Source organism: Allobosea spartocytisi, assembly GCF_014764685.1.
Lineage (GTDB): Bacteria > Pseudomonadota > Alphaproteobacteria > Rhizobiales > Beijerinckiaceae > Allobosea > Allobosea spartocytisi.
This window is the reverse complement of record NZ_JACXWY010000005.1, coordinates 178461-201033: the sequence shown is the minus strand read 5'-3', so window position 1 is coordinate 201033 and position 22573 is coordinate 178461. Positions and strand designations below refer to the sequence as shown.

Here is a 22573-nt window from a genome sequence, read left to right as displayed (position 1 = left end):
GATGCGCCAGGCTCGCCCGCGCCGGATTCAGGCCTGCGCGCCCGGATAATCGGCGTCGAGCACGAAGGGGTAGGGGCCGGGATAGCGTTCGACATAGGCCGTGTGGCTGACGAAGCCGGCGACCGGATCGTAGCTGTGCAGGAGATAGGCCGGCGGCTCCATATGGAAGGTCGCGGCGCCCTCCTCGGTCAGGTCGAGCGTGACCTGATGGGTGACCGAGGGGGCGATCTGGGCGAGGGTGCCGGCGAAACGCGTCACGATCGGGCGGTGGTGATGGCCGCACAGGATGCGCTCGACATTGGGATGGCGCGCGACGATGGCCGCGAATTCCTCGGCGCCCTCGAGCAGGCGGATGGCGTCCATGTGGCGGATGCCGCAGTCGAAGGGCGGGTGGTGCATGAAGATCGCCACCGGACGCCCCTGCGCCTCGGTCAGCGCCTTGTCGAGGAAGGCGAGCCGCGTCCCGCAGAGCGCGCCGGCGCTCTGGCCCGGCAGCAGCGTGTCGAGGCCGATCAAGCGCATCGGGCCGAGATCGGCGCAGAACTGGACGAAGCCGTCCTCGCGCAGGCTGCGCGGGTCGAAGCTCAGGCCGGCGAGCAGCGTCTCGCGGCGGTCGTGATTGCCGGGCACCAGCAGCACCGGCATCGGCAATCGGCGCAGCATGGCTTCCAGCAGCGCATATTCCTCCGGCAGGCCGCAATCGGTCAGGTCGCCGGTGATCACCACGAGATCGGGGCGCGGGCGCAGCGCCGCGATCGCGTCGATGGCGCGCTCGGTCAGCGCATTGGTCTCGGAGACGCGATAGGCCGGCTTGCCGCGCGGGCGGATATGCAGGTCGGTGAGATGGGCGATGAGCATGGGCGGTGTCCGGAATGCCGTCATGGCCGGGCCCGGGCCCGGCCATTTCAGGCGGAAGGTCAAAAGAGGGATGCCCGGGACAGGCCCGGGCATGGCGCTGGGCGCGATCAGTTGCTGCCGGGCAGCTTCAGCGCGGTCTGCTCGACATAAGGCTTCATGATCTCGTCGGCGGCCTTCTGGGCGGCGACCAGCGCCTCCTTCGGCGATTTCTTGCCGGAGAGGACATTGGCGAGCTCGTCCTCGACCGCCTTGCGGACCGGCACGGTCTTGTAGGTGGCGAACCACGGCCTAGCATAGGCGAGCTGGTCGACAGCAACCTTGGCGTCAGGGTTCTTGTCGAGGAAGGCCTTCATCTCGGGCAGTTCATAGGCCTGCATGTTCGGCGCGAAATAGCCGGTGGCGCGGCTCCACCAGCCCGATTTCTCAGGGCTGGTCATCCAGTTGATCAGCGTCCAGGCGGCCTTGCGGCGCTCGCCCTCGACGCCTGTCGGAACCACCAGCGAGGCGCCGCCGATCGGAACCTGATTCTGCAGGTTCTTCGGCACGAAGGCGACCTTGAGCGGGAATTTGGCATTGCTGCGCACGAAGGTGAGCGAGCCGGTCGAGTGCAGCATCATCGAGGCCTGGCCGGAAAGGAAGGCGGTCGAGACCGCGCCGTTCTGCTGCACGCCGGGCTGCAGGACCTTGTTCTTGACGAGGTCGCTCCAGAAGGTCAGCGCGCCCAGCGTCGAGGGCTCGTCGTAATAGACCTCGCCGGCATAATCGACGTTGAACCAGCGCCCGCCATTCGAATAGGTCAGCGCCTGCAGCAGCCAGCCGCCGGTGTCGTATTGCGAGGGGATCGCGATACCCCAGCGCGTGACGCGGTCGCCTTCGCGCTTGGTCAGCTTCGCGGCGGCGGCGGCGAGCTCGGTCCAGTTCTTCGGCGGATTCTCGGGGTCGAGCCCGACTTCCTTGAAATGCTCGGCGTTGATGTAGAGGATCGGCGTCGAGTTGTGGAAGGGCACGCCATAGACCGAGCGGTCGAGCACGGCATTGCCGGAGAGCGCCGGGAAGAACTGGCCCATGAACTGGTCGTTGCTCTTGCCGTCGGCCTTGATCAGCGTGTCGAGCGGCTGGATCTCGCCCTCGATCTGGAGGTCGCGCAGGAAGTTCGCGGACATGATCGAGACCGCCGGCGGCTTGCCGGCCTTCATCGCGGCGCGGGTCTTGATCAGGGTCTCGTCATAGGAGCCGGTATAGACCGGCGTCACCTTGATCGCCGGATGGCCCTCGTTGAACTCCTTGATCAGGGTGGCCATGTCGCGGGCGAGCTGCCCGTCGACGGGAACCGGGAAGAACAGCTCGATCTCGGTCGGGGACTGTCCGAAGGCCGGCGTCATTGCGAGGGTCGCGGCGAGGGCGGCGCCGGCGAGAAGGGAACGGCGGGTGGTCGTCATGAGGCAATCCTCTATTTGATGCCGGAGGAGACGAAGGAGTTGACGAAGGCGCGCTGGAACAGGACGAAGGCGAGGATCAGCGGCGCGCTGACGATGAGCGTGCCTGCCGCGATGACGCCCCAGGCCTGCGCGCCCTCGGCCCCACGGGTGAAGGTGGCGAGCCCGACGGTGAGCGGGCGCAGATCGGGCGAATTGATCACCATCAGCGGCCAGAGGAACTCGTTCCAGTGGCTGGTGACCGAGACGATCGCGAAGGCGATCAGCGAGGGCTTGGCCAGCGGAAGGTAGATCAGGCGGATGCGCTGCCCGATGGAAGCGCCGTCGATCAGCGCGGCTTCCTCCAGCTCGCGCGGGATCGCGCGGAAGGCCTGCCGCATCAGGAAGGTGCCGAAGGCGGAGGCGAAATAGGGCGCCATCACGCCGAGCAGGCTGTCATAGAGGCCGAGCGAGGCAATCGTCACCAGATTGGGCACGATCAGCGCGACCGGCGCCAGCATGAGCTGCGTCAGGAACAGATAGAAGCAGAAGCTGCGGCCGGGGAAGTCGATCCGCGCGAAGGCATAGCCCGCCAGCGTGATCGTGACGAACTGCACCGCTAGGATGCCGAAGCTGATGATCGCGGTGTTGAGGCCGTAGCGTGGGAAATCGGCGAGCCCCCAGGCCTCGGCGAAATTGGCGAGGCTCGGCACATAGTCCGGGATCAGCGCGGCCATGCCGGCGCCGGTGCTCTCCGGGTTGAAGGCCGCGACCAGCATCCAGAGGAACGGCACGGCCCAGAGCGCGGCGACCAGCAATGTCGCGCCATAGCCGAGCTTCGGCGAGATCTCGCGATTGGCGACGCTCATGATTCCGGCTCTCCGAAGGAGCGCTCGAGAGTGCGCAGCGAAGCCGCCGTCAGCGCCAGCAGGAGCCCGAGCATCGCCAGCGAGCCGGCGGCCGCCCGGCCGGGCTCATAATTTTCGACCGCCTGCTGGTAGACGTAGAACAGCAGCAGGTTGGTGGCGTCGGCCGGGCCGCCCTTGGTCAGGACGAAGACGTGGTCGACCTGCGTCACGACATTGGTCAGGCCGATGACGAGGACGAAGCCGATGGTGGGCTTGAGATAGGGCAGGGTGACATAGCGCAGGCGCTGCCAGGGATTGGCGCCTTCGAGGATCGCCGCCTCGTTGGCGTCCGCCGGAATCGCCTGCAGCCCGGCGAGGAAGAACAGCATGTAGTAGCCGGCGTTCTTCCAGATCGTCAGCACCATGATCGACCAGAGCGCGACATCGGGGTCGCCGAGCCAGTTCGGGCCGGAGAGGGCGAGCTTGGCGAGGTAGTAGTCGAGAAGCCCGACATTGGGCAGGAACAGGAACAGGAAGATCGAGGCGGCGGCGACGAGCGGCAGCAGCACCGGCAGGAAGAACAGCGAACGCAGCACGGTGTTGATGCGGTTCGAGCGCGCCAGCGCCAGCGCGAAGCCCAGCGCCAGCACGAGGCTCGGCAGCACCGTGCCGAAGGCATAGATCAGATTGTTGACCAGCGCCTTGCGGAAGGCGGGGTCAGCGACGAGATCGGCGAAGTTCTTCAGGCCGGTATAGACCTGCGGCCCGCCGACACGCTGCTGGCCGTGCAGCGACTGCCAGGTCAACTGGATGATTGGCCAGTAGGTAAACAGCGCCAGCAGCACGAGCGAAGGCGCGAGCAGGCCGAAGGCGACGAGCGTCTTCCGGCGTGGATGCCTGATCGCCAGGCGCCATGCTGGTGCCGGCCGGCTTGCGATGATGGTGTCGGCCATGATGCGTCCCGTCTTGGGGCGCGGTCATGGCCGGGGTCGGTGACGGAGCCGTCACAGTGGGATGACAGCTCGGTGACGAACCCCGCATGTCGCGGGGTGCGCTGTCAATATTTCAGGCTGCCTTGCGCAGCGGCACAACACCTTCGGCCAGTTCGCCGGTCGCGATGAGCACGCCCTGCGCGCCATCGAGTGCGCCGTCGCGCAATTCGATGGCGAGGAAGCGCTCGCGCTCGACCGGGCCGGGCATGGCGAGGTCGCGGGTCAGCGCCGGATCGAAGCCGAAGCGGGCGTAATAGGATGCGTCGCCGACGAGGATGACCGCGCCGTGGCCACGGCAGGCCGCGCGCCAGAGCGCCTCGCGCATCAGCATCTTGCCGAGGCCCTCGCCCTGAAGCTCGGGCTTCACCGCGAGCGGGCCGAGCATGAGCGCCGGCACGCCGTTGGCTTCGACATGCCAGAGTCGGACCGTGCCGACGATCTCGCCGTCCAGCTCGGCGGTCAGGGCGAGCCCTTCCGCCGGCAAGCGGCCCTCGCGCAGGCGCTCGCTCGACTTGGCGGTGCGGCGCTCGCCGAGGCAACGGTCGAGCAGCGCCTCGCGGGCGGGAACATCGGCAGCGATTTCGTCGCGGATCCGGATCATGACGCACCTCCGGCCGGAGCGCCCGCTTCCTGGCGGACCTTCCCGGCGCCGCGCGAACGCGGCCACAAGCAGAACAGGATGTGGGAAGAGGGGTCCGGCGGGAGCCACGCCCGCGCTCCATTCTGGAGACGCGGTCGCTCCGCCCGGATTTCGCCGGGCAGCCTGCCGTTTCGGACAGGGCGCTTCGCCGGACCCGATTGGTGAGGGAGGGCCGGTCAGCCCTCCCACGTCAGATGACGTACTGCCTCAGCGGCGGGAAGCCGTTGAAGGCGACGGCCGAATAGGTCGTCGTATAGGCGCCCGTGCCCTCGATCAGCACCTTGTCGCCGATCTCCAGCGAGAAGGGCAGCATGTACGGGGTCTTCTCGTACATGACGTCGACCGAGTCGCAGGTCGGGCCGGCGAGCACGCAGGGAACCGTCGCATCGCCATCGCGCTCGGTGCGGATGGGATAGCGGATCGCCTCGTCCATCGTCTCGGCCAGGCCGTTGAACTTGCCGATGTCGAGATAGACCCAGCGGACCTTGTCGTCCTCGGCCTTCTTCGAGATCAGCACGACCTCGGCCTCGATCAGGCCGGCTTCGCCGACCATGCCGCGGCCCGGCTCGATGATCGTCTCGGGCAGCTGGTTGCCGAAATGCTTCGACAGCGCCCGGAAGATCGCGTCGCCATAGGAGGGCACGCCCGGAATCGGCTTCAGGTAGCGCGCCGGGAAGCCGCCGCCGAGGTTGACCATCGACAGCGAGATGCCACGGGTGGCGCACTCCTTGAAGACCGCCGAGGCCGAGGCCAGGGCGGAATCCCAGGCGTTCACATTGGCCTGCTGCGAACCGACATGGAACGAGATGCCATAGGCGGTCAGGCCCAGGCGATGGCCGTGCTCGAGCACATCCGCGGCCATCTCGGGCACGCAGCCGAACTTGCGCGAGAGCGGCCAGTCGGCGCCGGCACCGTCGCAGAGGATGCGGCAGAAGATGCGCGCGTCCTTCGTGCCGGTCTTGTCCGCCGAACGGGCGACCTTCTCGACCTCGGCCGTGCAGTCGACCGCGAAGAGGCGCACGCCGAGCTCCATGGCGCGCACGACGTCGCGCTCCTTCTTGATGGTGTTGCCGAAGGAGATGCGGTCGGCGGTGGCGCCGGCGGCGAGCGCGAGCTCGATCTCGACGACCGAGGCGCAGTCGAAGCAGGAGCCGAGCTTGGCGAGCAGGGCAAGCACCTCCGGCGCCGGGTTGGCCTTCACCGCGTAGAAGACGCGGGTGTCGGGCAGCGCACGGGCGAAGGCGTGATAGTTCTCGCGCACGACATCGGTATCGATGACGACGCAGGGCCCGTCCTCGCGGCGGGTACGAAGAAACTCACGGATGCGGTCGGTCATGACGCGCGACTCCCCCGGCGCAAGCGGCGCCGATGCGATGTATCGCCGAATGAATCGCTGCCGTCGCGAGGCGCTGTGGAGACGCCGGCGACAGCGGACGAAACGTCCGGACCCGAAACACCGTTCGATTGGGGAAGACCCCGCACGGCCGGCAATGAAGGACAAGCCTCTTCGGTGTTGGCCTTTGGAGGACCAACGAGACCAAAAAAGCCCGCTCCGTCGTTGCTTTAAGCTGCGTCCCCCGTGGAGATTCGGGGTTCGCCGGTTTTGCCTCCGGCTGCTGGTCTGTGTCGGGGAACAATCTCCTTGCGGAGACTGGGAGGCGTGATTTGAGGGATGTCCATCCCCTCCATCCGTCCTCCAACCCCTGGCGGCTGTCCGGCCTCTTGTCCGGATGCCCACCGACCAGCACGCGGCCACAGGCACGTGCGAATTGGGTGAACGCGATATACGGATAGCGACCCCGGACCACAAGTGTTTTGTGAACCCGAAGCCGCATTTTTTTGCAGGGCGGATCTGCGCGCCTCCGGGAACGGGTTAACGGCGGAAAGCGCTGTGCCGGCTATGGGTTAGCCGCGCTTCTCGCAGAAGCGGATTCGATTGCCGAACGGGTCCGGCACCTGCAGGGTGCGCCCGCCCGGCCCATCCTCCTCGATGCCCGGTCGCGAATAGGTATAGCGCTTTGCGATCAGCTCGGCATGGAGGGCGTCGATGCCGTCCATCCAGACGAAGACGGTCGAGCCGGGGCTGGCGTCGCCGTGATGCTCGGAGAGATGGAGCTCGAGCCCGGAGCGCGAGACCTGCATATAGAGCGGCGTGTCCGGCCCGAAGCGATGGTCCCAGTCCATGCGGAAGCCGAGGAAGTCGAGATAGAACTCCTTTGCCTTGGCTTCGTCGAAGATGCGCAGGATCGGGATGCCCATCCGCAGGCGCACGGCTTCGGCGGGCTTTTCGGCGGGCATGGCCGGCCCGGTCTCGCCGATCCTGGCCGCCAGCACGTTCCAGTCGTCATGGCCGAACTGGCGCGCCACGATCTCGAGGGTCTCGGAGTGGGTCAGCTGAACCTGCCTGGCGGCCATGGCCTCGCGCAGGCTTTTCGCCATCAGCTTCGCGTCGCGGAAATCGCGCATCGTCGTGATCCTTCTCGTTCGGGACGGAAACGATCGGGGCTCGCCTTGCCGATATCCGTCCGCGAGGAGAGCGGGATCAGGACAGCGTCGTCTCAAGGGATGCGTTCACCATGCCCAAGGGGCGCGAGCGGCTGGCCGCATCCGGCCGGGGGCAAAGGTTGCCATCTCTTCATGTCTTGTCAATCGCGCTGCCCTAGACCGGCCCCATTTCATGGCGTTAAGTCGCTGGCGCAGGCGCCTCCGCGACAACCGGTACCCAGTAGACGGACGAGAGATGACGAAGTTTGACCGCCGCCGCGTCCTTGGCGGGATTTCCGCCATGCTGTGCCTTTCGGCGGCTCCGTCCGCCCTGCTCGCACAGCAACCGCAGAATCCGAACCCGGTGCCGCCGCCGCAGACGCCGCCACAGCCGCGCTTCGGCTTCGAGGATGTGCAGCGCCGGGCGCGCGAGGTCGCCGCCGTCGCCTATGAGCCGCCGGCGGCCCTGCCCGAGCCGCTTGCGCGGCTCGACTACGATTCCTGGCGCGACATCCGCTTCCGCCCGGACCGGGCCCTGCTCGCGCAGAACGGCTCGCCCTTCCGGATGCAGATGTTCCATCCGGGCTTCCTGTTCACCCGGCCGGTCACGGTCAATGTGGTGCGCGACGGCGTGCCGACGCCGGTGCCCTATTCGGCCAATCTGTTCGACTACGGCAAGGTCAAGTTCGACAAGCCGCTGCCGGTCAATCTCGGCTTCGCCGGCTTCCGGCTGCACTACCCGCTCAACGATCCGCGCGTCCTCGACGAATTGATCGCCTTCATCGGGGCGAGCTATTTCCGCGTGCTCGGCCGCGAACAGCGCTACGGGCTGTCGGCGCGCGGGCTCGCCATCGGGGCAGGCACGAACAGCGAGGAATTCCCGGTCTTCCGCGAGTTCTGGGTCGAGCAGCCGGCCGCGAATGCGGAGCGGATCATCGTCAACGCGCTGCTCGATTCGCCTTCGCTGACCGGCGCCTATCGCTTCACGATCTATCCGGATGTCGACACGCTGGTCGAGGTCGCGGCGACGCTCATCCCGCGCAAGCCGATCGAGAGGCTCGGGCTCGCGCCGCTGACCTCGATGTTCTTCACCGGCGAGAACGACCGCCGCTTCTTCGAGGATTACCGCCCGGAGCTGCACGATTCCGACGGGCTGATGATCCATTCGGGCTCGGGCGAGTGGCTGTGGCGGCCGCTGCGCAATCCGAAGCAGCAGGCGGTCTCCGCCTTCGTCGAGCGCAGTCCACGCGGCTTCGGCCTGATGCAGCGCGACCGCAATTTCGAGCACTATCAGGATCTCGACCTCGCCTATGAGCGCCGGCCGTCCTACTGGGTCGAGCCGCAGGGCGACTGGGGCGAGGGCGTGATCGAGCTGATCGAGATGCCGACGACGGATGAAAGCAACGACAATGTCGTCGTGCAGTGGACGCCGAAGACACCGCTGGAGCCGGGCAAGGAATTCGCCTTCGGCTACCGGCTGACGGCGATGCTGGATTCCAGCGATCTCCATCCCGGCGGGCGCGTGGTCAACACCTTCCAGGCGGCGCCGAAGGCGCTCGGTTCGGTCGAGCCGGTGGCGGACGGCGCGCGCCGCTTCATCGTCGATTTCGCCGGCGGCGATCTCGACTACCATCTCAAGCAGCCGGACAAGGTGGAGATCGTGCCGTCGATCACCCGCGGCAAGATCGATCGCGCCTTCCTGGTGCCGAACCCGAAGATCAACGGTTTCCGCGCCTTCGTCGACATCACCGGCGAGCCGGGGCAGCTCGCCGAGATGCGCGCCTTCCTGAAGAGCGGCCCCAAGACGCTGACGGAAACCTGGAGCTATCCGTGGCGCGCGGAGGCCAGCGAGAAGCCCGCCCCGCAGCAGCCGGGCCAATAGCACGGGCCGCCAAGGAGAGACGCGATGGACGTCGTCGAGAAACCGGAAGAGAACCGCTTCGAGCTCGCTCTCGAGGGCGGCACTGCGGTTGTCGCCTATCGGATGGACGGCAACCGGCTCGTCCTGATCCATACCGAGGTGCCCGAGCAGTTCGCCGGCCAGGGCGTCGGCTCGCGGCTGGCCAAGGGCGTGTTCGAGCTGATCCGGGCGAGCGGGCGCAAGGCGGTGGTGCGCTGCCCGTTCCTCAAGGCCTGGGTCGCGAAGCATCCGGAATACGACGACATCGTCGACGGCTGAGCGGGCTCAGCGTTCCCTGGGGCCCGGCTCCTTGCGGCCCTTGCGCGCGGGCTGCTTCTTGCGGCCGTAGAGTTCGAGCCGGTGGCGGACGAGCTCGTAGCCGAGTTCGGCCGCGATGCGCCGCTGCAGCTCCTCGATCGCATCCGAGGAGAACTCGATCACGTCGCCGCTATCGACGTCGATGAGATGGTCGTGATGCTGCTGGTCGGCGTGCTCATAGCGCGAGATGCCGTCCTCGAAGGCATGCCGCTCGATCGCGCCCTGCGATTCCAGCACCTTCATGGTGCGGTAGACGGTCGAGAGCGAGAGCGTCGGATCCTGCGCGAAGGCGCGCGTGAAGATGCCCTTCGCGTCGGGATGATCGTCGGCCTCGGCCAGCACGCGCAGGATCAGGCGGCGCTGCTGCGTCATGCGCAGGCCCGCCCCCTTCAACTGGCTTTCGAAAACGGCAACGCGCCGGTCGGTTTCACTCATGCTCAGCCCATAGCAATGAGTGCGGCTATTTGCAAAAGCTGCCTTTTTGGAAGTCATAAGCATTCGCATTAAAATCGCGAATGCGTGTCATTCCCATCTGGATCATGAGCGCGTTGTCCGGCCGCAAATCCGGCCCTGCGCGTCACGCGGCGCCGCGCGCCTTCGCGAGCTCGGGGGCCAGTTCGGCGACGATCTCGAAGGAGCGCTTGCGCTTCTCATGGTCGAAGATCGGGGCCGTGACCATGATCTCGTCGGCGCCGGTATTGGCGACGAAGGCGCCGAGCTCGCGCCGCAACGTCTCGGGCGAGCCGATGAAGGCATAGCGCAGCATCTGCGAGACATGCGCCTTCTCGGCCGGGCTCCAGTACTGCTCGATGTCGTCGATCGGCGGCTGGAGCTTGCCGCGCGCGCCGCGGACCATGCCGACGAAACGCTGCTGCAGGGAGGTCGCGAGATGACGCGCCTCCTCATCCGTCTCGGCCGCGACGACGTTGATGCCGGGCATGGCGTAGGAGGATTGCAACTGCTCCGACGGCTTGAAGCGCTCGCGATAGACGGCGAGCGCCTGCATCAGCGCGTCCGGGGCGAAATGCGAGGCGAAGGAATAAGGCAGGCCGAGCTCGGCGGCGAGCTGCGCGCCGAACAGGCTGGAGCCGAGAATCCAGAGCGGTACGTTCAGCCCTTCACCGGGCACCGCGCGGATCGCCTGGTTAGGGCCGGCCGGGGCGAAGAGCGCCTGTAATTCCAGCACATCCTGCGGGAAGCTGTCGGAGGACATCGGGCTGCGGCGCAGCGCCCTGAGCGTGAGCTGGTCGGTGCCGGGGGCGCGGCCGAGGCCGAGATCGATGCGGCCGGGAAAGAGCGCCTCCAGCGTGCCGAACTGCTCGGCAATGACGAGCGGAGCATGATTTGGCAGCATGATGCCGCCGGCACCGATCCGCATCGTCTTCGTGGCGGCGGCGAGCTGGCCGATCACCACCGAGGTCGCGGCGCTGGCGATGCCGACCATGTTGTGGTGCTCGGCCACCCAGTAGCGGGTGAAGCCCAGAGCTTCGGCATGGCGGGCGAGGTCGATCGACTTCAGCAGCGCCTCGCGCGGGCCTTCCCCTTCGACGACGGGAACGAGATCGAGGACGGAGATCGCGACCATGGCGGGCCCTGCTGGCTGGTGCCGGAGCGAGCCGGCGACGATGGCGTGGCCTCACCAGATGGGAAGGATGGGCGTCGCGGTCCAGAGGTGCCCGCGCTTCGTCATGGCGCGCCTGCGCTGGCGTTCTGGCGGAACGGGCGCCGGGCTGACGCGTTGCCCAGATGACGGCCGCGTTTCCGCGCGGCGCCATCGAAAGGGGGGCAACCCATGACCACGACTGCCAATCCGGCCAAGGAGAGCTTGCGCAAGGAGCAGAAGGAGCAGCGCAAGGCCGAGCGCGAGCACGGCAAGGACGCCGAACTCAACCGGGCGCTGAAGGATACCTTCCCGGCCAGCGATCCCGTCGCGACCCAGACGCCGACCAAGCCCGGCGGCCGGGGAAAGCGCTGACGCGGCGGATCAACCGCGCTGGTAGAGCAGGCGGGCGCGGATCGTGCCGTCGAGCGCGCGGATCTCGCGCAGGATATCGGTCGCCTCGGGGCTGGTGACGCCGTCGGCCTCGATGACCGCGTAACCGACCTCGCCGTCGGTGTGATAGTTCTGCGCGGCGATGTTGACCTGGCGATTGGCGAAGACGTCGTTGAGGCGCCTGAGCATGCCCGGAACATTGCGCTGGACATGGATGAAGCGCGTGCCGACGGCCCGGGCCGGGATCTGCACCTGCGGGAAGTTGACCGCGCCCACCGTCGCGCCGACATCGGAATAATCGACGAGCTTGCGCGCCACCTCGGCGCCGATCCGCTCCTGCGCCTCTTCGGTGGAGCCGCCGATATGCGGCGTCAGGATGACGTTGGCGCAGCCTTGCAGCGGCGAGACGAAGCGTTCGGCGTTGGAGGCGGGCTCGACCGGGAAGACGTCGACCGCGGCGCCGGCAAGATGGCCGCTCTTCAGCGCCGCCGCCAGCGCGCCGAGATCGACGACCGTGCCGCGCGAATTGTTAATGAGGTAGCTGCCGCGGTTCATCTGGGCGAGCTGCTCGGCGCCGATCATGCCATGGGTCTGCGGCGTCTCGGGAACGTGCAGCGAGACGATGTCGGCCGAGCCGAGCAGTTCCGCCAGGCTGCCGACCGGCTCGGTGTTGCCGTGGCGCAGCCGGTCGGTGTGATCGTAATAGATCACGCGCATGCCCATCGCCTCGGCCAGCGTCGAGAGCTGGCTGCCGATATTGCCGTAGCCGACGATGCCGAGCGTCTTGCCGCGCACCTCGAAGGAGCCCTCGGCCGACTTGTCCCAGCCGCCCTCATGGGCCGAGCGCGAACGATCGGGGATGCGGCGCAGCAGCATGACGATCTCGCCAATGGTCAATTCGGCGACGCTGCGGGTGTTGGAGAAGGGCGCGTTGAAGACCGGCACGCCCTGCTGGCGCGCGGCTTCCAGGTCGACCTGGTTGGTGCCGACCGAGAAGCAGCCGACGGCGAAGAGCCGGTCGGCGGCGGCGAAGATCTCCGGCGTCAGCTGGGTGCGCGAGCGGATGCCGAGGACATGCACGCCCCGGATCTTCTCGATCAGCGCCGCCTTGTCGAGCGCCTTGGGCAGGCGTTCCAGATTGGAGTAGCCGGCCTGCTGCAGCAGCGCGACGGCGGAATCGTTGATGCCTTCCAGCAGCAGGACCTTGATGCGGTCCTTGGGAAGGGAGAGGCGTTCGCTGGCAGGGGTCATGGAATTCGCGCTCGTGAAGGAGCGGTTGCTATAGTCCTCGCCGGGCGCGAGGCCAACGCCCTAGATGCAACGCTGACGCGCGAAACGCCGCAAGCGATGCAAAAACCTCATGCCTTCTCGATCACCAGCGTCGAGCCTTCGACGCGTACGACCTTGACCTCCGTGCCCGCCAGCAGCTCGGGGCCGATGATCCGCCAGGAGGAATCGCCGACGCGGACGCGCCCTTCGCCGCCGGTCATCGTTGCTTCCAGCCGGAAGACCTTGCCGATGAGCTGGCGGCCGCGGTCGTTGAGCCCGGTCGCCGCATCGGGCTCCTCGCCGCGGCGGCGGGTCAACAGTCGCCCGGCGGCGACGCTGGCGATGGCGAGGATCGCGAAGACGATCGAGGCCGCCTGCCAGCCGAGGCCGAAGATGCCGACGACCGCGCCAGTGACGAGCGCGGCGAGGCCGAGCCAGATCAGGAAGACGCCCGGCGCCAGGATCTCGCCGCCGATGAGGACGAGGCCGAGAATGGCCCAGAGCCAGCCATTATGGGTGAGGAGCCAGTCAGGCATGGCGACCTCAGCTATTCGCGCGCCCGGCCGGCGGAACCGAGCCCGAATTGCGCCGCGCCGCGACGGCGTCCTCGCCGAAGACGGCCTTGGTGAGCTGGGCGATGCCGCCGACCGTGCCGGCGAGCGAGGCCGCCTCGATCGGCACGATCACCACCTTGCTGTTAGGGCCGGTCGCGATGGCCTTCAGCGCATCGGTATAGCGCTCGGCGATCAGGAAGTTGGCGGCCTGGATGTCGCCCTTGCCGATCGCCTCCGAGACCATGGCGGTCGCCGCCGCTTCCGCCTGCGCCAGCCGCTCGCGCGCCTCGGCGTCGCGCAGCGCCGATTCCTTGCGGCCCTCGGCGGCGAGGATCTGAGACTGCTTCTGGCCCTCGGCCTTGAGGATCTCGGCCTGGCGCAGGCCTTCCGCTTCCAGGATCGCGGCGCGCTTCTCGCGCTCGGCCTTCATCTGCCGGTTCATCGCGCCGGCGATGTCGGCCGGCGGCAGGATGTCGCGGATCTCGATGCGCGTGACCTTGACGCCCCAGGGCGAGGCGGCGGCGTCCATGACGCGCAGCAGCCGCTCATTGATCTCGTCGCGATGGGAGAGGAGCTGGTCGAGGTCCATCGAGCCGACGACGGTGCGGATATTGGTCATGGTCAGGACCATCAGCGCATCGTTGAGCGAGGACACCTCGTAGCAGGCCTTGGCCGCGTCGAGCACCTGGTAGAAGGCGGCGGCGTCGATGCGCACGCCGGCGTTGTCCTTGGTGATCGCCTCCTGCGAGGGAATGTCGAGCACCTGCTCCATGACATTCACCTTGTGGCCGATGCGGTCGATATAGGGGACGATCAGCCCGAGGCCGGCGCTGAGCGTGCGCGAATAGCGGCCGAAGCGCTCGACGGTGTAGTTGAAGCCCTGTGGAACGGTGCGGACGCCGCGCGCGATCGTCAGGATCACCAGCGCCACCACGACGATAACCGCGATATTGAAGCCCGACAGATCCATTCCGTTTCCCCCGCCGCGTTAGGCCTGCCCGTCTTTGCCGGCAGCGGCCCAAACTGGCGGTTGTGGCGGGCGGATGCAAGCGCGGGCGCAAACGTCTTCGCCCGCCCGCGTCGCCGCGTTCGGTGGTGGTGAGGGGCAGCGGAGCGCCGCGAGGCGCGGTGGATATAAAGCCGCTTCCATTGAGCCAGGATGCGGCGCGGAAGGATTGAGCCACCTTCCGCACGCCCCGTGGCGCTCCGCTTCCGGCGTTCTTTAAGTCTCCGGGCCGCGCTTATCGGGCCTGCGGCCATCCTTCGCCGCGAGCCCTTTCGACGCCAGTTCGGCTCATCGCCTTGTCGCGTCTACTCGGGCATGGGACGAAGGCGTGCTGCCATCGGCCGTTCCCAGCGAGCTCCTCGCACAGGGATCGTAGTGTCCCCAGGGCGGTGCCCCGAAGCCTCCCGGGAGTGGATCGTGACTCCACCCGCAGGCGCCGACCTCAGCCCCACCAACGGCACACCTCCGGATGGCTGCCCCTCGGGGATGAGGTGGCCCGAGGATAGGCGCGATGTGGGAGGGCGGGGATAAGTTTGCAGGGGAAGTGCGACGGCCCCTTCCTTCTCCCGGGTGGGAGAAGGTGGCGCGGAGCGCCGGATGAGGGTGTGTGCTTTCCGCAGAAGGCGCGGCGGCCGCGTCGTGCCTTGGCGGGAAGCGGCGGTCCCTCACCCCTGCCCCTCTCCCATCCGGGAGAGGGGTTCCCCGCGCCTTGCATCGGAGCCGCGAACGCCACCGATGTCCTAGCTCTGTGCCGCTGCCGTGTCGCAGCGCTGGAGCAGGCGTGAGGCGGCGGTGACGCCGGCGAGCGAGAAGGTGTAGCTCGTGGCGTTGCCACGGGCCGAGCGGGCTTCGAGCACCATGTCGCTGCCCGCGCGCATCGCCGCGAGAAGGGCGGGCTCACGCTCGACCTTCTCGAGCCAGGCGTTGTTGCCCTCGGTCAGCATGCGGAACTCCTCGTCGCCGATGGTGACGGTGACGGTCGAGTTCGTGGCGAAGCTGTAGCCCGTCTGGAAACTCGATTCCGTATTGGTGCCGTTATTTCCCGTCTGGACGAAGAAGAAGACCTCGCCGTGACGCAAGCCCGACGGATTCTCGGCCGTGGGGCTGCTCATGATGAAGCAACGGGTCGAATTGTCCTTGTCGTAGGCTGCCGCACTCCAGGCGTTGAACTGTCCGAGCGATTTGGCGGAAGCCGCTTCAGCACCCGTGCTCGTCAGCAAAGCCAGGCAGATTGCCGAAAGCGTTGTCTTGATCATCCGTTCATCTCCTTTCGCAGCGCGCAACTTGGAAAGAAGAGCCTTACCGAGGCGTAAACATGACCTCACGAATCCGTGCGTCCATCAGGCGCAGGCGCAGCTGCGAGCCGCCCATGCGCCGAGCCAAAACGACAATGCCCGGCCGGAGCCGGGCATGACGAAAGCGAAGCCGGAAGCGTTCTGCTTCAGACGTACTGGCCGTGGCAATGCTTGTATTTCTTGCCGGAACCGCAGGGGCAGGCCTCGTTGCGGCCGACCTTGCCCCAGGTCGAGGGATCGTCGGGGTTGCGGTCGAGCACCGCCGTATCGTCGGCACCGAGCGCCGCGAACTGCACGCCGCCGCTGCCGCCATAGTCGCCGCCGAAACCGCCCACCGGGCCCGCATCCTGCACCTGCAGCGGGGCCTGCTCCTCGGGCTGATCGAAGCGGACCTCGACGCGCGAGAGATGGCCGGTGACCTGCTGGCGGAGCTGCCCGATCAGCCCGTCGAAGAGCTCGAAGGCCTCCTGCTTGTATTCCTGCAGCGGGTCGCGCTGGGCATAGCCGCGCCAGCCGATGACCTGCCTGAGATGGTCGAGGGTGACGAGATGCTCGCGCCAGAGATGGTCGAGCGTCTGCAGGAGCACCTGCTTCTCGACATAGGTCATGACCTCTTCGGTGTTGCGCTGGATGCGGGCGGCATAGTCCTCGTCGGAGAGCTTGCGGATGCGCTCGCGCAATTCGGTGTCGGCGATGCCCTCCTCCTTGGCCCAGTCCTCGATCGGCAGATCGAGGTTGAGGTACTGCACCACCTCCTGCTTGAGGCCGGCGGTGTCCCACTGCTCGGGATAGGCCTCCTCGGGGATGTGGCGGGCGACGAGGTCCTCGGCGACGCCCTGGCGCATGTCGTCGATGGTTTCGCGCACGCTCGGCTGCTTCATGAAGTCGCGGCGCTGCTCGAAGACGACCTTGCGCTGGTCGTTCATGACGTCGTCGTATTTCAGGATGTTCTTGCGGATGTCGAAGTTGCGCGCCTCGACCTTGCCCTGCGCCTTCTCGACCGCCTTGTTGATCCAGGGGTGGACGATCGCCTCGTCCTCCTTGAGGCCGAGCTTCTGCAGCATGCCGTCCATCCGGTCGGAGCCGAAGATGCGCATCAGGTCGTCCTGCAGCGACAGGAAGAACTTGGAGCGGCCGGGATCGCCCTGGCGGCCGGCGCGGCCGCGCAGCTGGTTGTCGATGCGGCGGCTCTCGTGGCGCTCGGTGCCGACGATGTAGAGCCCGCCCGATTTCAGCACGCGCTGCTTGAAATCGGCGACCTCCGCGCGGATGGCGGCGGCCTTCGCGTCACGCTCCGGGCCCGGCTCGATCCCGGCGAGGTCGTGGGCGATGCGCATCTCGGCATTGCCGCCGAGCTGGATGTCGGTGCCGCGGCCGGCCATGTTGGTGGCGATGGTGATGGCGCCGGGCACGCCGGCCTGGGCGACGATATAGGCTTCCTGCTCGTGGAAGCGGGCGTTCAGCACGGCGAAGGCCTTGACGGTCTCGCCCTTGCGGGCGGCGGCGTAGACCGGCTCCAGCGCGGTGGGATCGGTGAAGTCGATGAGCTTGTAGCCCGCCTTCTCCAGCATCTCGGCGATGAGCTCCGAGCGCTCGATCGAGGTGGTGCCGACGAGCACCGGCTGGCCGTTCTCCTGCGCCTGCTTGATCTCGCGGATGACGCCGCGGACCTTCTCCTCGAAGGTGCGATAGACCTCGTCGTCCTCGTCCTTGCGGGAGATCGGGAGGTTGGTCGGGATCTCGACGACCTCGAGCTTGTAGATCTGGAAGAACTCGTCGGCTTCGGTCGCGGCCGTGCCGGTCATGCCGGCAAGCTTCCTGTAGAGGCGGAAATAGTTCTGGAAGGTGATCGAGGCGAGCGTCGCGTTCTCGGGCTGGACGGTGACGCGCTCCTTGGCCTCGAGCGCCTGATGGAGCCCTTCCGAATAGCGCCGGCCCGGCATCATGCGGCCGGTGAACTCGTCGATGATCACGACCTCGTCGTTGCGGACGATGTAGTCCTTGTCGCGGGTGAAGAGGGCGTGGGCCCTCAGCGCCTGGTTGACGTGGTGGACGATGGTGATGTTGTGGGCGTCGTAGAGGTCGCCCTCGGTCAGGATGCCGGCCTGCCGCAGCAACTCCTCGATATGCTCGTTGCCGGCTTCGGTCAGCGCCACCGTGCGCTGCTTCTCGTCGACCTCGTAATCGGTCGGGACGAGGCCGGGCAGCACCTTGTCGATCGAAACATAAAGGTCCGACTTGTCGTCGAGCGGGCCGGAGATGATCAGCGGCGTGCGGGCTTCGTCGACCAGGATCGAGTCGACCTCGTCGACGATGGCGAAGTGGTGGCCGCGCTGGCTCATCTGCGCGACGTCGTACTTCATGTTGTCGCGGAGATAGTCGAAGCCGAATTCGTTGTTGGTGCCGTAGGTAATGTCGCAGGCATAGGCGCGCTGGCGCTCCTCGTCGTCGAGGCCGTGGACGATGGTGCCGACGGTCAGGCCGAGGAAGTTGTAGAGCTTCGCCATCCACTCGGCGTCGCGCCGGGCGAGGTAGTCGTTGACGGTGACGACATGGACGCCCTTGCCTTCGAGGGCGTTGAGATAGGTCGGGAGCGTCGCGACCAGCGTCTTGCCCTCGCCGGTCTTCATCTCGGCGATGGCGCCCTCGTGCAGCACCATGCCGCCGACGAGCTGGACGTCGTAGGGGCGCTGGCCGAGCACGCGCTTGGCCGCCTCGCGCACCGTGGCGAAGGCCGGCACCAGCAGGTCGTCGAGCTTGGCGCCATTGGCGAGCTGCTGCCGGAATTCGTCGGTACGGGCCTTCAGCGCCTCGTCGCTCAGCGCGGCGATGTCGTTCTCCAGGGCGTTGATCGCCGCGACGCGGGGCTGGTAGCCCTTGACGCGGCGGTCATTCGACGAGCCGAAGATCTTCTTTGCGAGCGCGCCAAGCATGTTGGGCCTTTCAGGTGATGTCTCGGTCCACCGGCCGGCGCGGCCCCTCGGGTTTCGCGCCCGGGCCGGCAGGCCGCGGTATTCTCGAATTGCGACCGCGTGTTTAGACGCGTGCGCGGGCATGGTCCAGCATGCGTTTCGTCCAAGAGCGGGCAAAACGGCAAGAGATTTCCCGACCATGTGGGGTTTTGCCCGGCCGCTTCCAAGGGCGTCGGCCGCGCGGAAGGCATGGCCGCGAGCGGCGCGGCGCCGCTTGCCTCCGGATGATGCGCGATCCGCGCCGGGAACCCCCTGAACCGCCTTGCCTTTGCCGCGTTCAACTGGCAGTGCAGCGCCAGGTCGCGTCTTCGGCTCTCTATGGGAAAGGCCGTTTTCATGAAATCCACCCGTCTCATCGCCGCTCTCGGCTTCGCGCTGCTGGCGGGACCGGCTTTTGCCCAGGCCGACAAGGTCGTCGCCAAGGTCGACGGCATCCCGATCACGGAGCAGGAGGTCCAGCTCGCGACGGAGGATCTCGGCGAGCGCCTCGCCCAGCTCCCCGAAGACCGCAAGCGCGACGAGGTCATCAACTATCTCGTCGACCTCAAGCTCGGTGCGAAGGCCGCGGCCGAGGCCAAGGTCGCCGATACGCCGGAATTCGCCGCGCGCCTCGGCTATTACCGCGAGAAGGTGATGCTCGATCAGTATCTCTCCGGCGTCGGCAAGAAGGCCGTGACCGCAGAGGCCGCCAAGAAGCTCTATGACGACACCACCAAGGCGATGGCCCCCGAGGAGGAGGCGCATGCCCGCCACATCCTCGTCGAGACCGAGGACCAGGCCAAGGCGGTCGAGGAGCGGCTGAAGAAGGGTGAGGATTTCGCCAAGGTCGCCGCCGACGTCTCGAAGGATCCGGGCTCGGGCAAGGAGGGCGGCGATCTCGGCTGGTTCACCAAGGACCGCATGGTGCCGGAATTCGCCGAGGCCGCCTTCAAGCTCAACAAGGGCGAGGTCTCAGTGCCGGTGAAGAGCCAGTTCGGCTGGCACGTCATCAAGCTCGAGGACAAGCGCTCGAAGCCGCTGCCGGACTTCGCCGCGGTGAAGCCGCAGATCGACCAGTATCTCGAGCGCAAGGCCCAGCAGGACACCGTGCTGGCGCTGCGCGAGAAGGCCAAGGTCGAGCGCCTCGACAAGCCGGCTCCTCCGGCTGCCCCGGCTCCGGACGCCGCCAAGCCGGCCGAGCCGAAGAAGAACTGAGCGTTTCGCTCCCGACTACGCGATTTTGGAGGGCGGCCCTTGCGGCCGCCCTTCTTGTTTTCGTCATCGGCCTGCGGCAGAGGGGCTCTTGAACGAGACGCACTGCCCGGCGAGCGGACGATTCGCCGGTCTTCGAGCAGTGTCCCGCAGGAGGAAGCCCGATGGCCGGCAAGGATGTTCCCGTTTCCCCGCTCGCGCCGAAGCGCCAGCCCAAGGTTCCGCCGATCCCGGGCGTGCGCTTCGCGACCGCCGAAGCCGGCATCCGCTACAAGGGCCGCCAGGATGTCTGGTTCGCGCTGCTCGATCAGGGCACGCAGGTCGCCGGCGTCTTCACCCGCTCGAAATGCCCTTCCGCCCCGGTCGACTGGTGTCGCGAGAACCTGAAGCAGGGCTCCGCCCGTGCCATCGTCGTCAATTCCGGCAACGCCAACGCCTTCACCGGCCTGAAGGGGCGTGACTCGGTCAAGCTGACGGCCGAGATCGCCGCCAAGGCCGCCGGCTGCCAGCCGCAGGAGGTCTTCATCGCCTCGACCGGCGTGATCGGCGAGCCGCTCGACGCGACCAAGTTCAAGGGCGTGCTCGACGATTGCGCCAAGCGCGCCGCGGACGGCCCCTGGATCGACGCCGCCAAGGCGATCATGACCACCGACACCTTCCCGAAGGCGCTGACCCGCAAGGCCAAGATCGACGGCAAGGAGGTCGTGATCGCCGGCATCGCCAAGGGCGCCGGCATGATCGCGCCGGACATGGCGACGATGCTCTCCTTCGTCTTCACCGATGCACCCGTAGCCGCGCCCGTGCTGCAGGCGCTGCTGTCGAAGGGCGTGAAGGGCTCGTTCAACGCCGTCACCGTCGACAGCGACACCTCGACCTCGGACACGCTGATGCTCTTCGCCACCGGCAAGGCGGCGGCGCGCGGCGTGCCGGAGATCACCGAGGTCAATGATGCCCGGCTCTCGGGCTTCAAGCGGGCGCTGAACTCCATCCTGCTCGAGCTCGCCCATCTCGTCTGCAAGGACGGCGAAGGTGCGCGGAAATTCGTCGAGGTGCGCGTCAGCGGCGCGGCCTCGGCCCGCTCGGCCAAGCGCGTCGCGCTCTCGATCGCCAACTCCCCGCTGGTCAAGACCGCGATCGCCGGCGAGGACGCCAATTGGGGCCGCGTCGTCATGGCGGTCGGCAAGGCCGGCGAGCCGGCCGATCGCGACAGGCTCGACATCGGCTTCGGCGACATCGTCGTGGCGAAGCAGGGCGCCCGCGCCCCGTCCTATGACGAGCAGGCCGTGTCGAATTACATGAAGGGCGATACGATCGTCATCACCGCCGATCTCGGCATCGGGCGCGGCAAGGCCACGGTCTGGACCTGCGACCTGACCAAGGCCTATGTCGAGATCAATGGCGATTACCGCTCCTGAGCGGCCGCTTCCGGCCGATCCAAGCCGCAGCTTCATCGCCGTCAACCTGCTGATCTGCTCCCTGCTCTGGGGATCGAGCTACCTGTTCATCAAGCTGATGAGCGGGGAGGTTTCGGCGCTGGCGATCGCCGCCAGCCGGGGCTTGCTCGGCGCCGCCGTGCTGTCGTTGTGGAGCCTGGGCCGCGGGCGCAGCCCGCTGCCGCGCCGGGCCGAGATCCTGCCCTGGATCATGCTCGGCACCACCAATGGCTGGCTACCGAACGTGCTCGTCGGCTATGCGCTGATCCAGCTTGCCAGCGGCCCGGCGGCGATGATCCAGGCGGCGGGCCCGCTCGTCACCGCGCTCGTCGCGCATCTCGTCTTCGCCGAGGAGAGGTTGAGCCGGTGCAGGCTCGGCGGCATCCTGCTCGGCATGGCCGGCGTCGCGCTGCTGATCGGCCCGCGCCTGTTCGAGGGCGGCGGCACGGCGCTCAGCGTCGTCGCGATGATCGGCGCGACATTGAGCTACGCCGTCGCGAACCTCTATGTCCGGACCGTCCCGGCCGCGATCGGGGATCCAGCCCGGCTGGCGCTGGGCCAGCAGATGTTCTCCGGCGTGATCGCGACGGCGCTGACGCTCGCCATCCTGGGCCCCTCGGCCTTCCTGCCGCTCGGCTCGCATCTGCCGGTGATGCTGGCGCTCGGCATCTTCGCCACGGCGATCCCGGTCACGGTGTTCATGCGGCTGATCCGGGCGGCGGGGCCGACCCGGGCGGCGATGACCGGCTATCTTGTGCCGACGGTGGCGGTGATCCTCGGCGTCGTCGTCCTGCGCGAGGCTTTGGAGTTGCGGCAGGTTCTCGGTGGCTGCATCATCCTGGCCGGCGTCTTCCTGGTCACGACGGCGCCGCGCAAGCTGGGGGCTGCATGAGGATCGGGCTATTCGCGGCGGCGGCGCTGGCCGCAGCCATCATGGCCGGTTGCGTCGAACGCAAGCCGGCGACGGCGGCCTTCTCGACCGAGGAGGCCGCCTTCATCAAGCAGAGCGGCAACGGGGTCATCGTCGGCCACGCCTTCCGCACCAGGCCGAGCGGCACGGTGGTCAACGCTGCCGGGCAGGTGGTGCGCCTGATCCCGGCGACGGCCTTCGCCCGCGAGCGCTTCGCCAATTTCTACGGCAAGGGCAAATATGTTCCGCACCGCGCCTACCCGGCCGATGACGCGGTCGATCCCGCCTATAGCGAATACACCCGCACCACCAAGGCCGAGGCCAATGGCCGCTTCAGCTTCGACAAGGTGGCGCCCGGCAGCTATTTCGTCACCACTCAGGTGATCTGGGGCGACGAGGACGCCTTCTCGCGCGAGGGCGGCTCGGTCTATGACAGCGTCACGCTGACGGGCAAGGAAACCGAGCCCGTCCAGGTCATCCTCTCCGGCAACTGAG

At 67.4% G+C, this 22573-nt stretch carries 21 protein-coding genes; 7 read left to right on the top strand and 14 right to left on the bottom strand.

The window, feature by feature from the left end; all coding sequences use genetic code 11:
- Positions 1–27: 27 nt before the first annotated feature.
- From IED13_RS10600 to IED13_RS10570, 7 genes are all read right to left on the bottom strand, one after another.
- Positions 28–858 carry a phosphodiesterase gene (locus IED13_RS10600; RefSeq protein WP_191124149.1) on the bottom strand — a complete coding sequence of 277 codons (831 nt, stop codon included), beginning with the start codon at positions 856–858 and terminating at the stop codon, positions 28–30.
- Positions 859–965: 107 nt separating this feature from the next.
- The gene (locus tag IED13_RS10595) at positions 966–2297 is read right to left on the bottom strand and encodes an ABC transporter substrate-binding protein (protein WP_191124148.1); all 1332 of its coding nucleotides are present in this window, start codon (positions 2295–2297) and stop codon (positions 966–968) included.
- An 11-nt stretch (positions 2298–2308) separates the two neighbouring features.
- Complete coding sequence (locus IED13_RS10590; protein WP_038362820.1) at positions 2309–3142, bottom strand: carbohydrate ABC transporter permease; 834 nt, start codon at positions 3140–3142, stop codon at positions 2309–2311.
- Entirely contained in the window at positions 3139–4074 is a 936-nt protein-coding gene (locus tag IED13_RS10585; RefSeq protein WP_133560930.1) for a carbohydrate ABC transporter permease, read from the bottom strand. The genes IED13_RS10590 and IED13_RS10585 overlap by 4 nt, the downstream gene beginning before the upstream one ends.
- Before the next feature lie 112 nt (positions 4075–4186).
- A complete protein-coding gene (locus IED13_RS10580) occupies positions 4187–4714 on the bottom strand; it encodes a GNAT family N-acetyltransferase (RefSeq protein WP_191124147.1) in 528 nt (175 codons plus the stop codon).
- 229 nt (positions 4715–4943) lie between these two features.
- Positions 4944–6089 (bottom strand): type III PLP-dependent enzyme, encoded by a 1146-nt coding sequence (locus tag IED13_RS10575; protein WP_112761692.1) that lies wholly within the window; start codon positions 6087–6089, stop codon positions 4944–4946.
- A gap of 569 nt (positions 6090–6658) precedes the next feature.
- A complete protein-coding gene (locus IED13_RS10570) occupies positions 6659–7219 on the bottom strand; it encodes a glyoxalase superfamily protein (protein WP_191124146.1) in 561 nt (186 codons plus the stop codon).
- A gap of 274 nt (positions 7220–7493) precedes the next feature.
- On the opposite strand from IED13_RS10570, the gene IED13_RS10565 reads away from it, so the two are divergent.
- Positions 7494–9119 carry an OpgD/OpgG family glucan biosynthesis protein gene (locus tag IED13_RS10565; RefSeq protein ID WP_191124145.1) on the top strand — a complete coding sequence of 542 codons (1626 nt, stop codon included), beginning with the start codon at positions 7494–7496 and terminating at the stop codon, positions 9117–9119.
- Positions 9120–9143: 24 nt separating this feature from the next.
- Complete coding sequence (locus IED13_RS10560; RefSeq protein ID WP_112761695.1) at positions 9144–9416, top strand: GNAT family N-acetyltransferase; 273 nt, start codon at positions 9144–9146, stop codon at positions 9414–9416.
- A 6-nt stretch (positions 9417–9422) separates the two neighbouring features.
- Here IED13_RS10560 and IED13_RS10555 read toward each other — a convergent pair whose 3' ends face one another.
- Both IED13_RS10555 and IED13_RS10550 read right to left on the bottom strand, forming a co-directional pair.
- Positions 9423–9890: a Fur family transcriptional regulator gene (locus tag IED13_RS10555; protein ID WP_191124144.1), complete on the bottom strand. Its 468-nt coding sequence runs from the start codon at positions 9888–9890 to the stop codon at positions 9423–9425.
- A gap of 142 nt (positions 9891–10032) precedes the next feature.
- Positions 10033–11040 carry an LLM class flavin-dependent oxidoreductase gene (locus IED13_RS10550; protein WP_113254375.1) on the bottom strand — a complete coding sequence of 336 codons (1008 nt, stop codon included), beginning with the start codon at positions 11038–11040 and terminating at the stop codon, positions 10033–10035.
- A gap of 207 nt (positions 11041–11247) precedes the next feature.
- Between IED13_RS10550 and IED13_RS10545 the strand changes: the two genes are divergently transcribed.
- Positions 11248–11430, top strand: coding sequence for a hypothetical protein (locus tag IED13_RS10545; protein WP_038362832.1), 183 nt, complete (start codon positions 11248–11250; stop codon positions 11428–11430).
- A 9-nt stretch (positions 11431–11439) separates the two neighbouring features.
- On the opposite strand, the gene serA is transcribed toward IED13_RS10545, so the two are convergent.
- The 5 genes from serA to secA form a co-directional block, all read right to left on the bottom strand.
- Positions 11440–12699: a phosphoglycerate dehydrogenase gene (gene serA / locus IED13_RS10540; RefSeq protein ID WP_191124143.1), complete on the bottom strand. Its 1260-nt coding sequence runs from the start codon at positions 12697–12699 to the stop codon at positions 11440–11442.
- 107 nt (positions 12700–12806) lie between these two features.
- Positions 12807–13253: an NfeD family protein gene (locus IED13_RS10535; RefSeq protein WP_038362835.1), complete on the bottom strand. Its 447-nt coding sequence runs from the start codon at positions 13251–13253 to the stop codon at positions 12807–12809.
- A 7-nt stretch (positions 13254–13260) separates the two neighbouring features.
- Positions 13261–14241 (bottom strand): SPFH domain-containing protein, encoded by a 981-nt coding sequence (locus tag IED13_RS10530; protein WP_038362837.1) that lies wholly within the window; start codon positions 14239–14241, stop codon positions 13261–13263.
- Positions 14242–15017: 776 nt separating this feature from the next.
- Positions 15018–15533 carry an invasion associated locus B family protein gene (locus IED13_RS10525; RefSeq protein ID WP_038362839.1) on the bottom strand — a complete coding sequence of 172 codons (516 nt, stop codon included), beginning with the start codon at positions 15531–15533 and terminating at the stop codon, positions 15018–15020.
- A gap of 185 nt (positions 15534–15718) precedes the next feature.
- Positions 15719–18505, bottom strand: a complete 2787-nt coding sequence (gene secA / locus IED13_RS10520; RefSeq protein WP_191124142.1) for a preprotein translocase subunit SecA — start codon at positions 18503–18505, stop codon at positions 15719–15721.
- Between the two features lie 375 nt (positions 18506–18880).
- Here secA and IED13_RS10515 point away from each other — a divergent pair, with 375 nt between their 5' ends.
- From IED13_RS10515 to IED13_RS10500, 4 genes are all read left to right on the top strand, one after another.
- Positions 18881–19738: a peptidylprolyl isomerase gene (locus tag IED13_RS10515; RefSeq protein ID WP_248311156.1), complete on the top strand. Its 858-nt coding sequence runs from the start codon at positions 18881–18883 to the stop codon at positions 19736–19738.
- Between the two features lie 161 nt (positions 19739–19899).
- Positions 19900–21150, top strand: a complete 1251-nt coding sequence (argJ, locus tag IED13_RS10510) for a bifunctional glutamate N-acetyltransferase/amino-acid acetyltransferase ArgJ (protein ID WP_191124141.1) — start codon at positions 19900–19902, stop codon at positions 21148–21150.
- Positions 21131–22060: a DMT family transporter gene (locus tag IED13_RS10505; protein WP_191124140.1), complete on the top strand. Its 930-nt coding sequence runs from the start codon at positions 21131–21133 to the stop codon at positions 22058–22060. Before argJ ends, IED13_RS10505 begins: the two co-directional genes overlap by 20 nt.
- Positions 22057–22572: a peptidase associated/transthyretin-like domain-containing protein gene (locus IED13_RS10500; protein WP_133560920.1), complete on the top strand. Its 516-nt coding sequence runs from the start codon at positions 22057–22059 to the stop codon at positions 22570–22572. Before IED13_RS10505 ends, IED13_RS10500 begins: the two co-directional genes overlap by 4 nt.
- Position 22573: the final 1 nt, after the last annotated feature.

Excerpts from the sequence above, each read along its gene's own strand:
- IED13_RS10600 (WP_191124149.1), bottom strand. The coding sequence starts at position 858 with ATGCTCATCGCCCATCTCACCGACCTGCATATCCGCCCGCGCGGCAAG.
- IED13_RS10595 (WP_191124148.1), bottom strand. The coding sequence starts at position 2,297 with ATGACGACCACCCGCCGTTCCCTTCTCGCCGGCGCCGCCCTCGCCGCG.
- IED13_RS10590 (WP_038362820.1), bottom strand. The coding sequence starts at position 3,142 with ATGAGCGTCGCCAATCGCGAGATCTCGCCGAAGCTCGGCTATGGCGCG.
- IED13_RS10585 (WP_133560930.1), bottom strand. The coding sequence starts at position 4,074 with ATGGCCGACACCATCATCGCAAGCCGGCCGGCACCAGCATGGCGCCTG.
- IED13_RS10580 (WP_191124147.1), bottom strand. The coding sequence starts at position 4,714 with ATGATCCGGATCCGCGACGAAATCGCTGCCGATGTTCCCGCCCGCGAG.
- IED13_RS10575 (WP_112761692.1), bottom strand. The coding sequence starts at position 6,089 with ATGACCGACCGCATCCGTGAGTTTCTTCGTACCCGCCGCGAGGACGGG.
- IED13_RS10570 (WP_191124146.1), bottom strand. The coding sequence starts at position 7,219 with ATGCGCGATTTCCGCGACGCGAAGCTGATGGCGAAAAGCCTGCGCGAG.
- IED13_RS10565 (WP_191124145.1), top strand. The coding sequence starts at position 7,494 with ATGACGAAGTTTGACCGCCGCCGCGTCCTTGGCGGGATTTCCGCCATG.
- IED13_RS10560 (WP_112761695.1), top strand. The coding sequence starts at position 9,144 with ATGGACGTCGTCGAGAAACCGGAAGAGAACCGCTTCGAGCTCGCTCTC.
- IED13_RS10555 (WP_191124144.1), bottom strand. The coding sequence starts at position 9,890 with ATGAGTGAAACCGACCGGCGCGTTGCCGTTTTCGAAAGCCAGTTGAAG.
- IED13_RS10550 (WP_113254375.1), bottom strand. The coding sequence starts at position 11,040 with ATGGTCGCGATCTCCGTCCTCGATCTCGTTCCCGTCGTCGAAGGGGAA.
- IED13_RS10545 (WP_038362832.1), top strand. The coding sequence starts at position 11,248 with ATGACCACGACTGCCAATCCGGCCAAGGAGAGCTTGCGCAAGGAGCAG.
- serA (WP_191124143.1), bottom strand. The coding sequence starts at position 12,699 with ATGACCCCTGCCAGCGAACGCCTCTCCCTTCCCAAGGACCGCATCAAG.
- IED13_RS10535 (WP_038362835.1), bottom strand. The coding sequence starts at position 13,253 with ATGCCTGACTGGCTCCTCACCCATAATGGCTGGCTCTGGGCCATTCTC.
- IED13_RS10530 (WP_038362837.1), bottom strand. The coding sequence starts at position 14,241 with ATGGATCTGTCGGGCTTCAATATCGCGGTTATCGTCGTGGTGGCGCTG.
- IED13_RS10525 (WP_038362839.1), bottom strand. The coding sequence starts at position 15,533 with ATGATCAAGACAACGCTTTCGGCAATCTGCCTGGCTTTGCTGACGAGC.
- secA (WP_191124142.1), bottom strand. The coding sequence starts at position 18,505 with ATGCTTGGCGCGCTCGCAAAGAAGATCTTCGGCTCGTCGAATGACCGC.
- IED13_RS10515 (WP_248311156.1), top strand. The coding sequence starts at position 18,881 with ATGAAATCCACCCGTCTCATCGCCGCTCTCGGCTTCGCGCTGCTGGCG.
- argJ (WP_191124141.1), top strand. The coding sequence starts at position 19,900 with ATGGCCGGCAAGGATGTTCCCGTTTCCCCGCTCGCGCCGAAGCGCCAG.
- IED13_RS10505 (WP_191124140.1), top strand. The coding sequence starts at position 21,131 with ATGGCGATTACCGCTCCTGAGCGGCCGCTTCCGGCCGATCCAAGCCGC.
- IED13_RS10500 (WP_133560920.1), top strand. The coding sequence starts at position 22,057 with ATGAGGATCGGGCTATTCGCGGCGGCGGCGCTGGCCGCAGCCATCATG.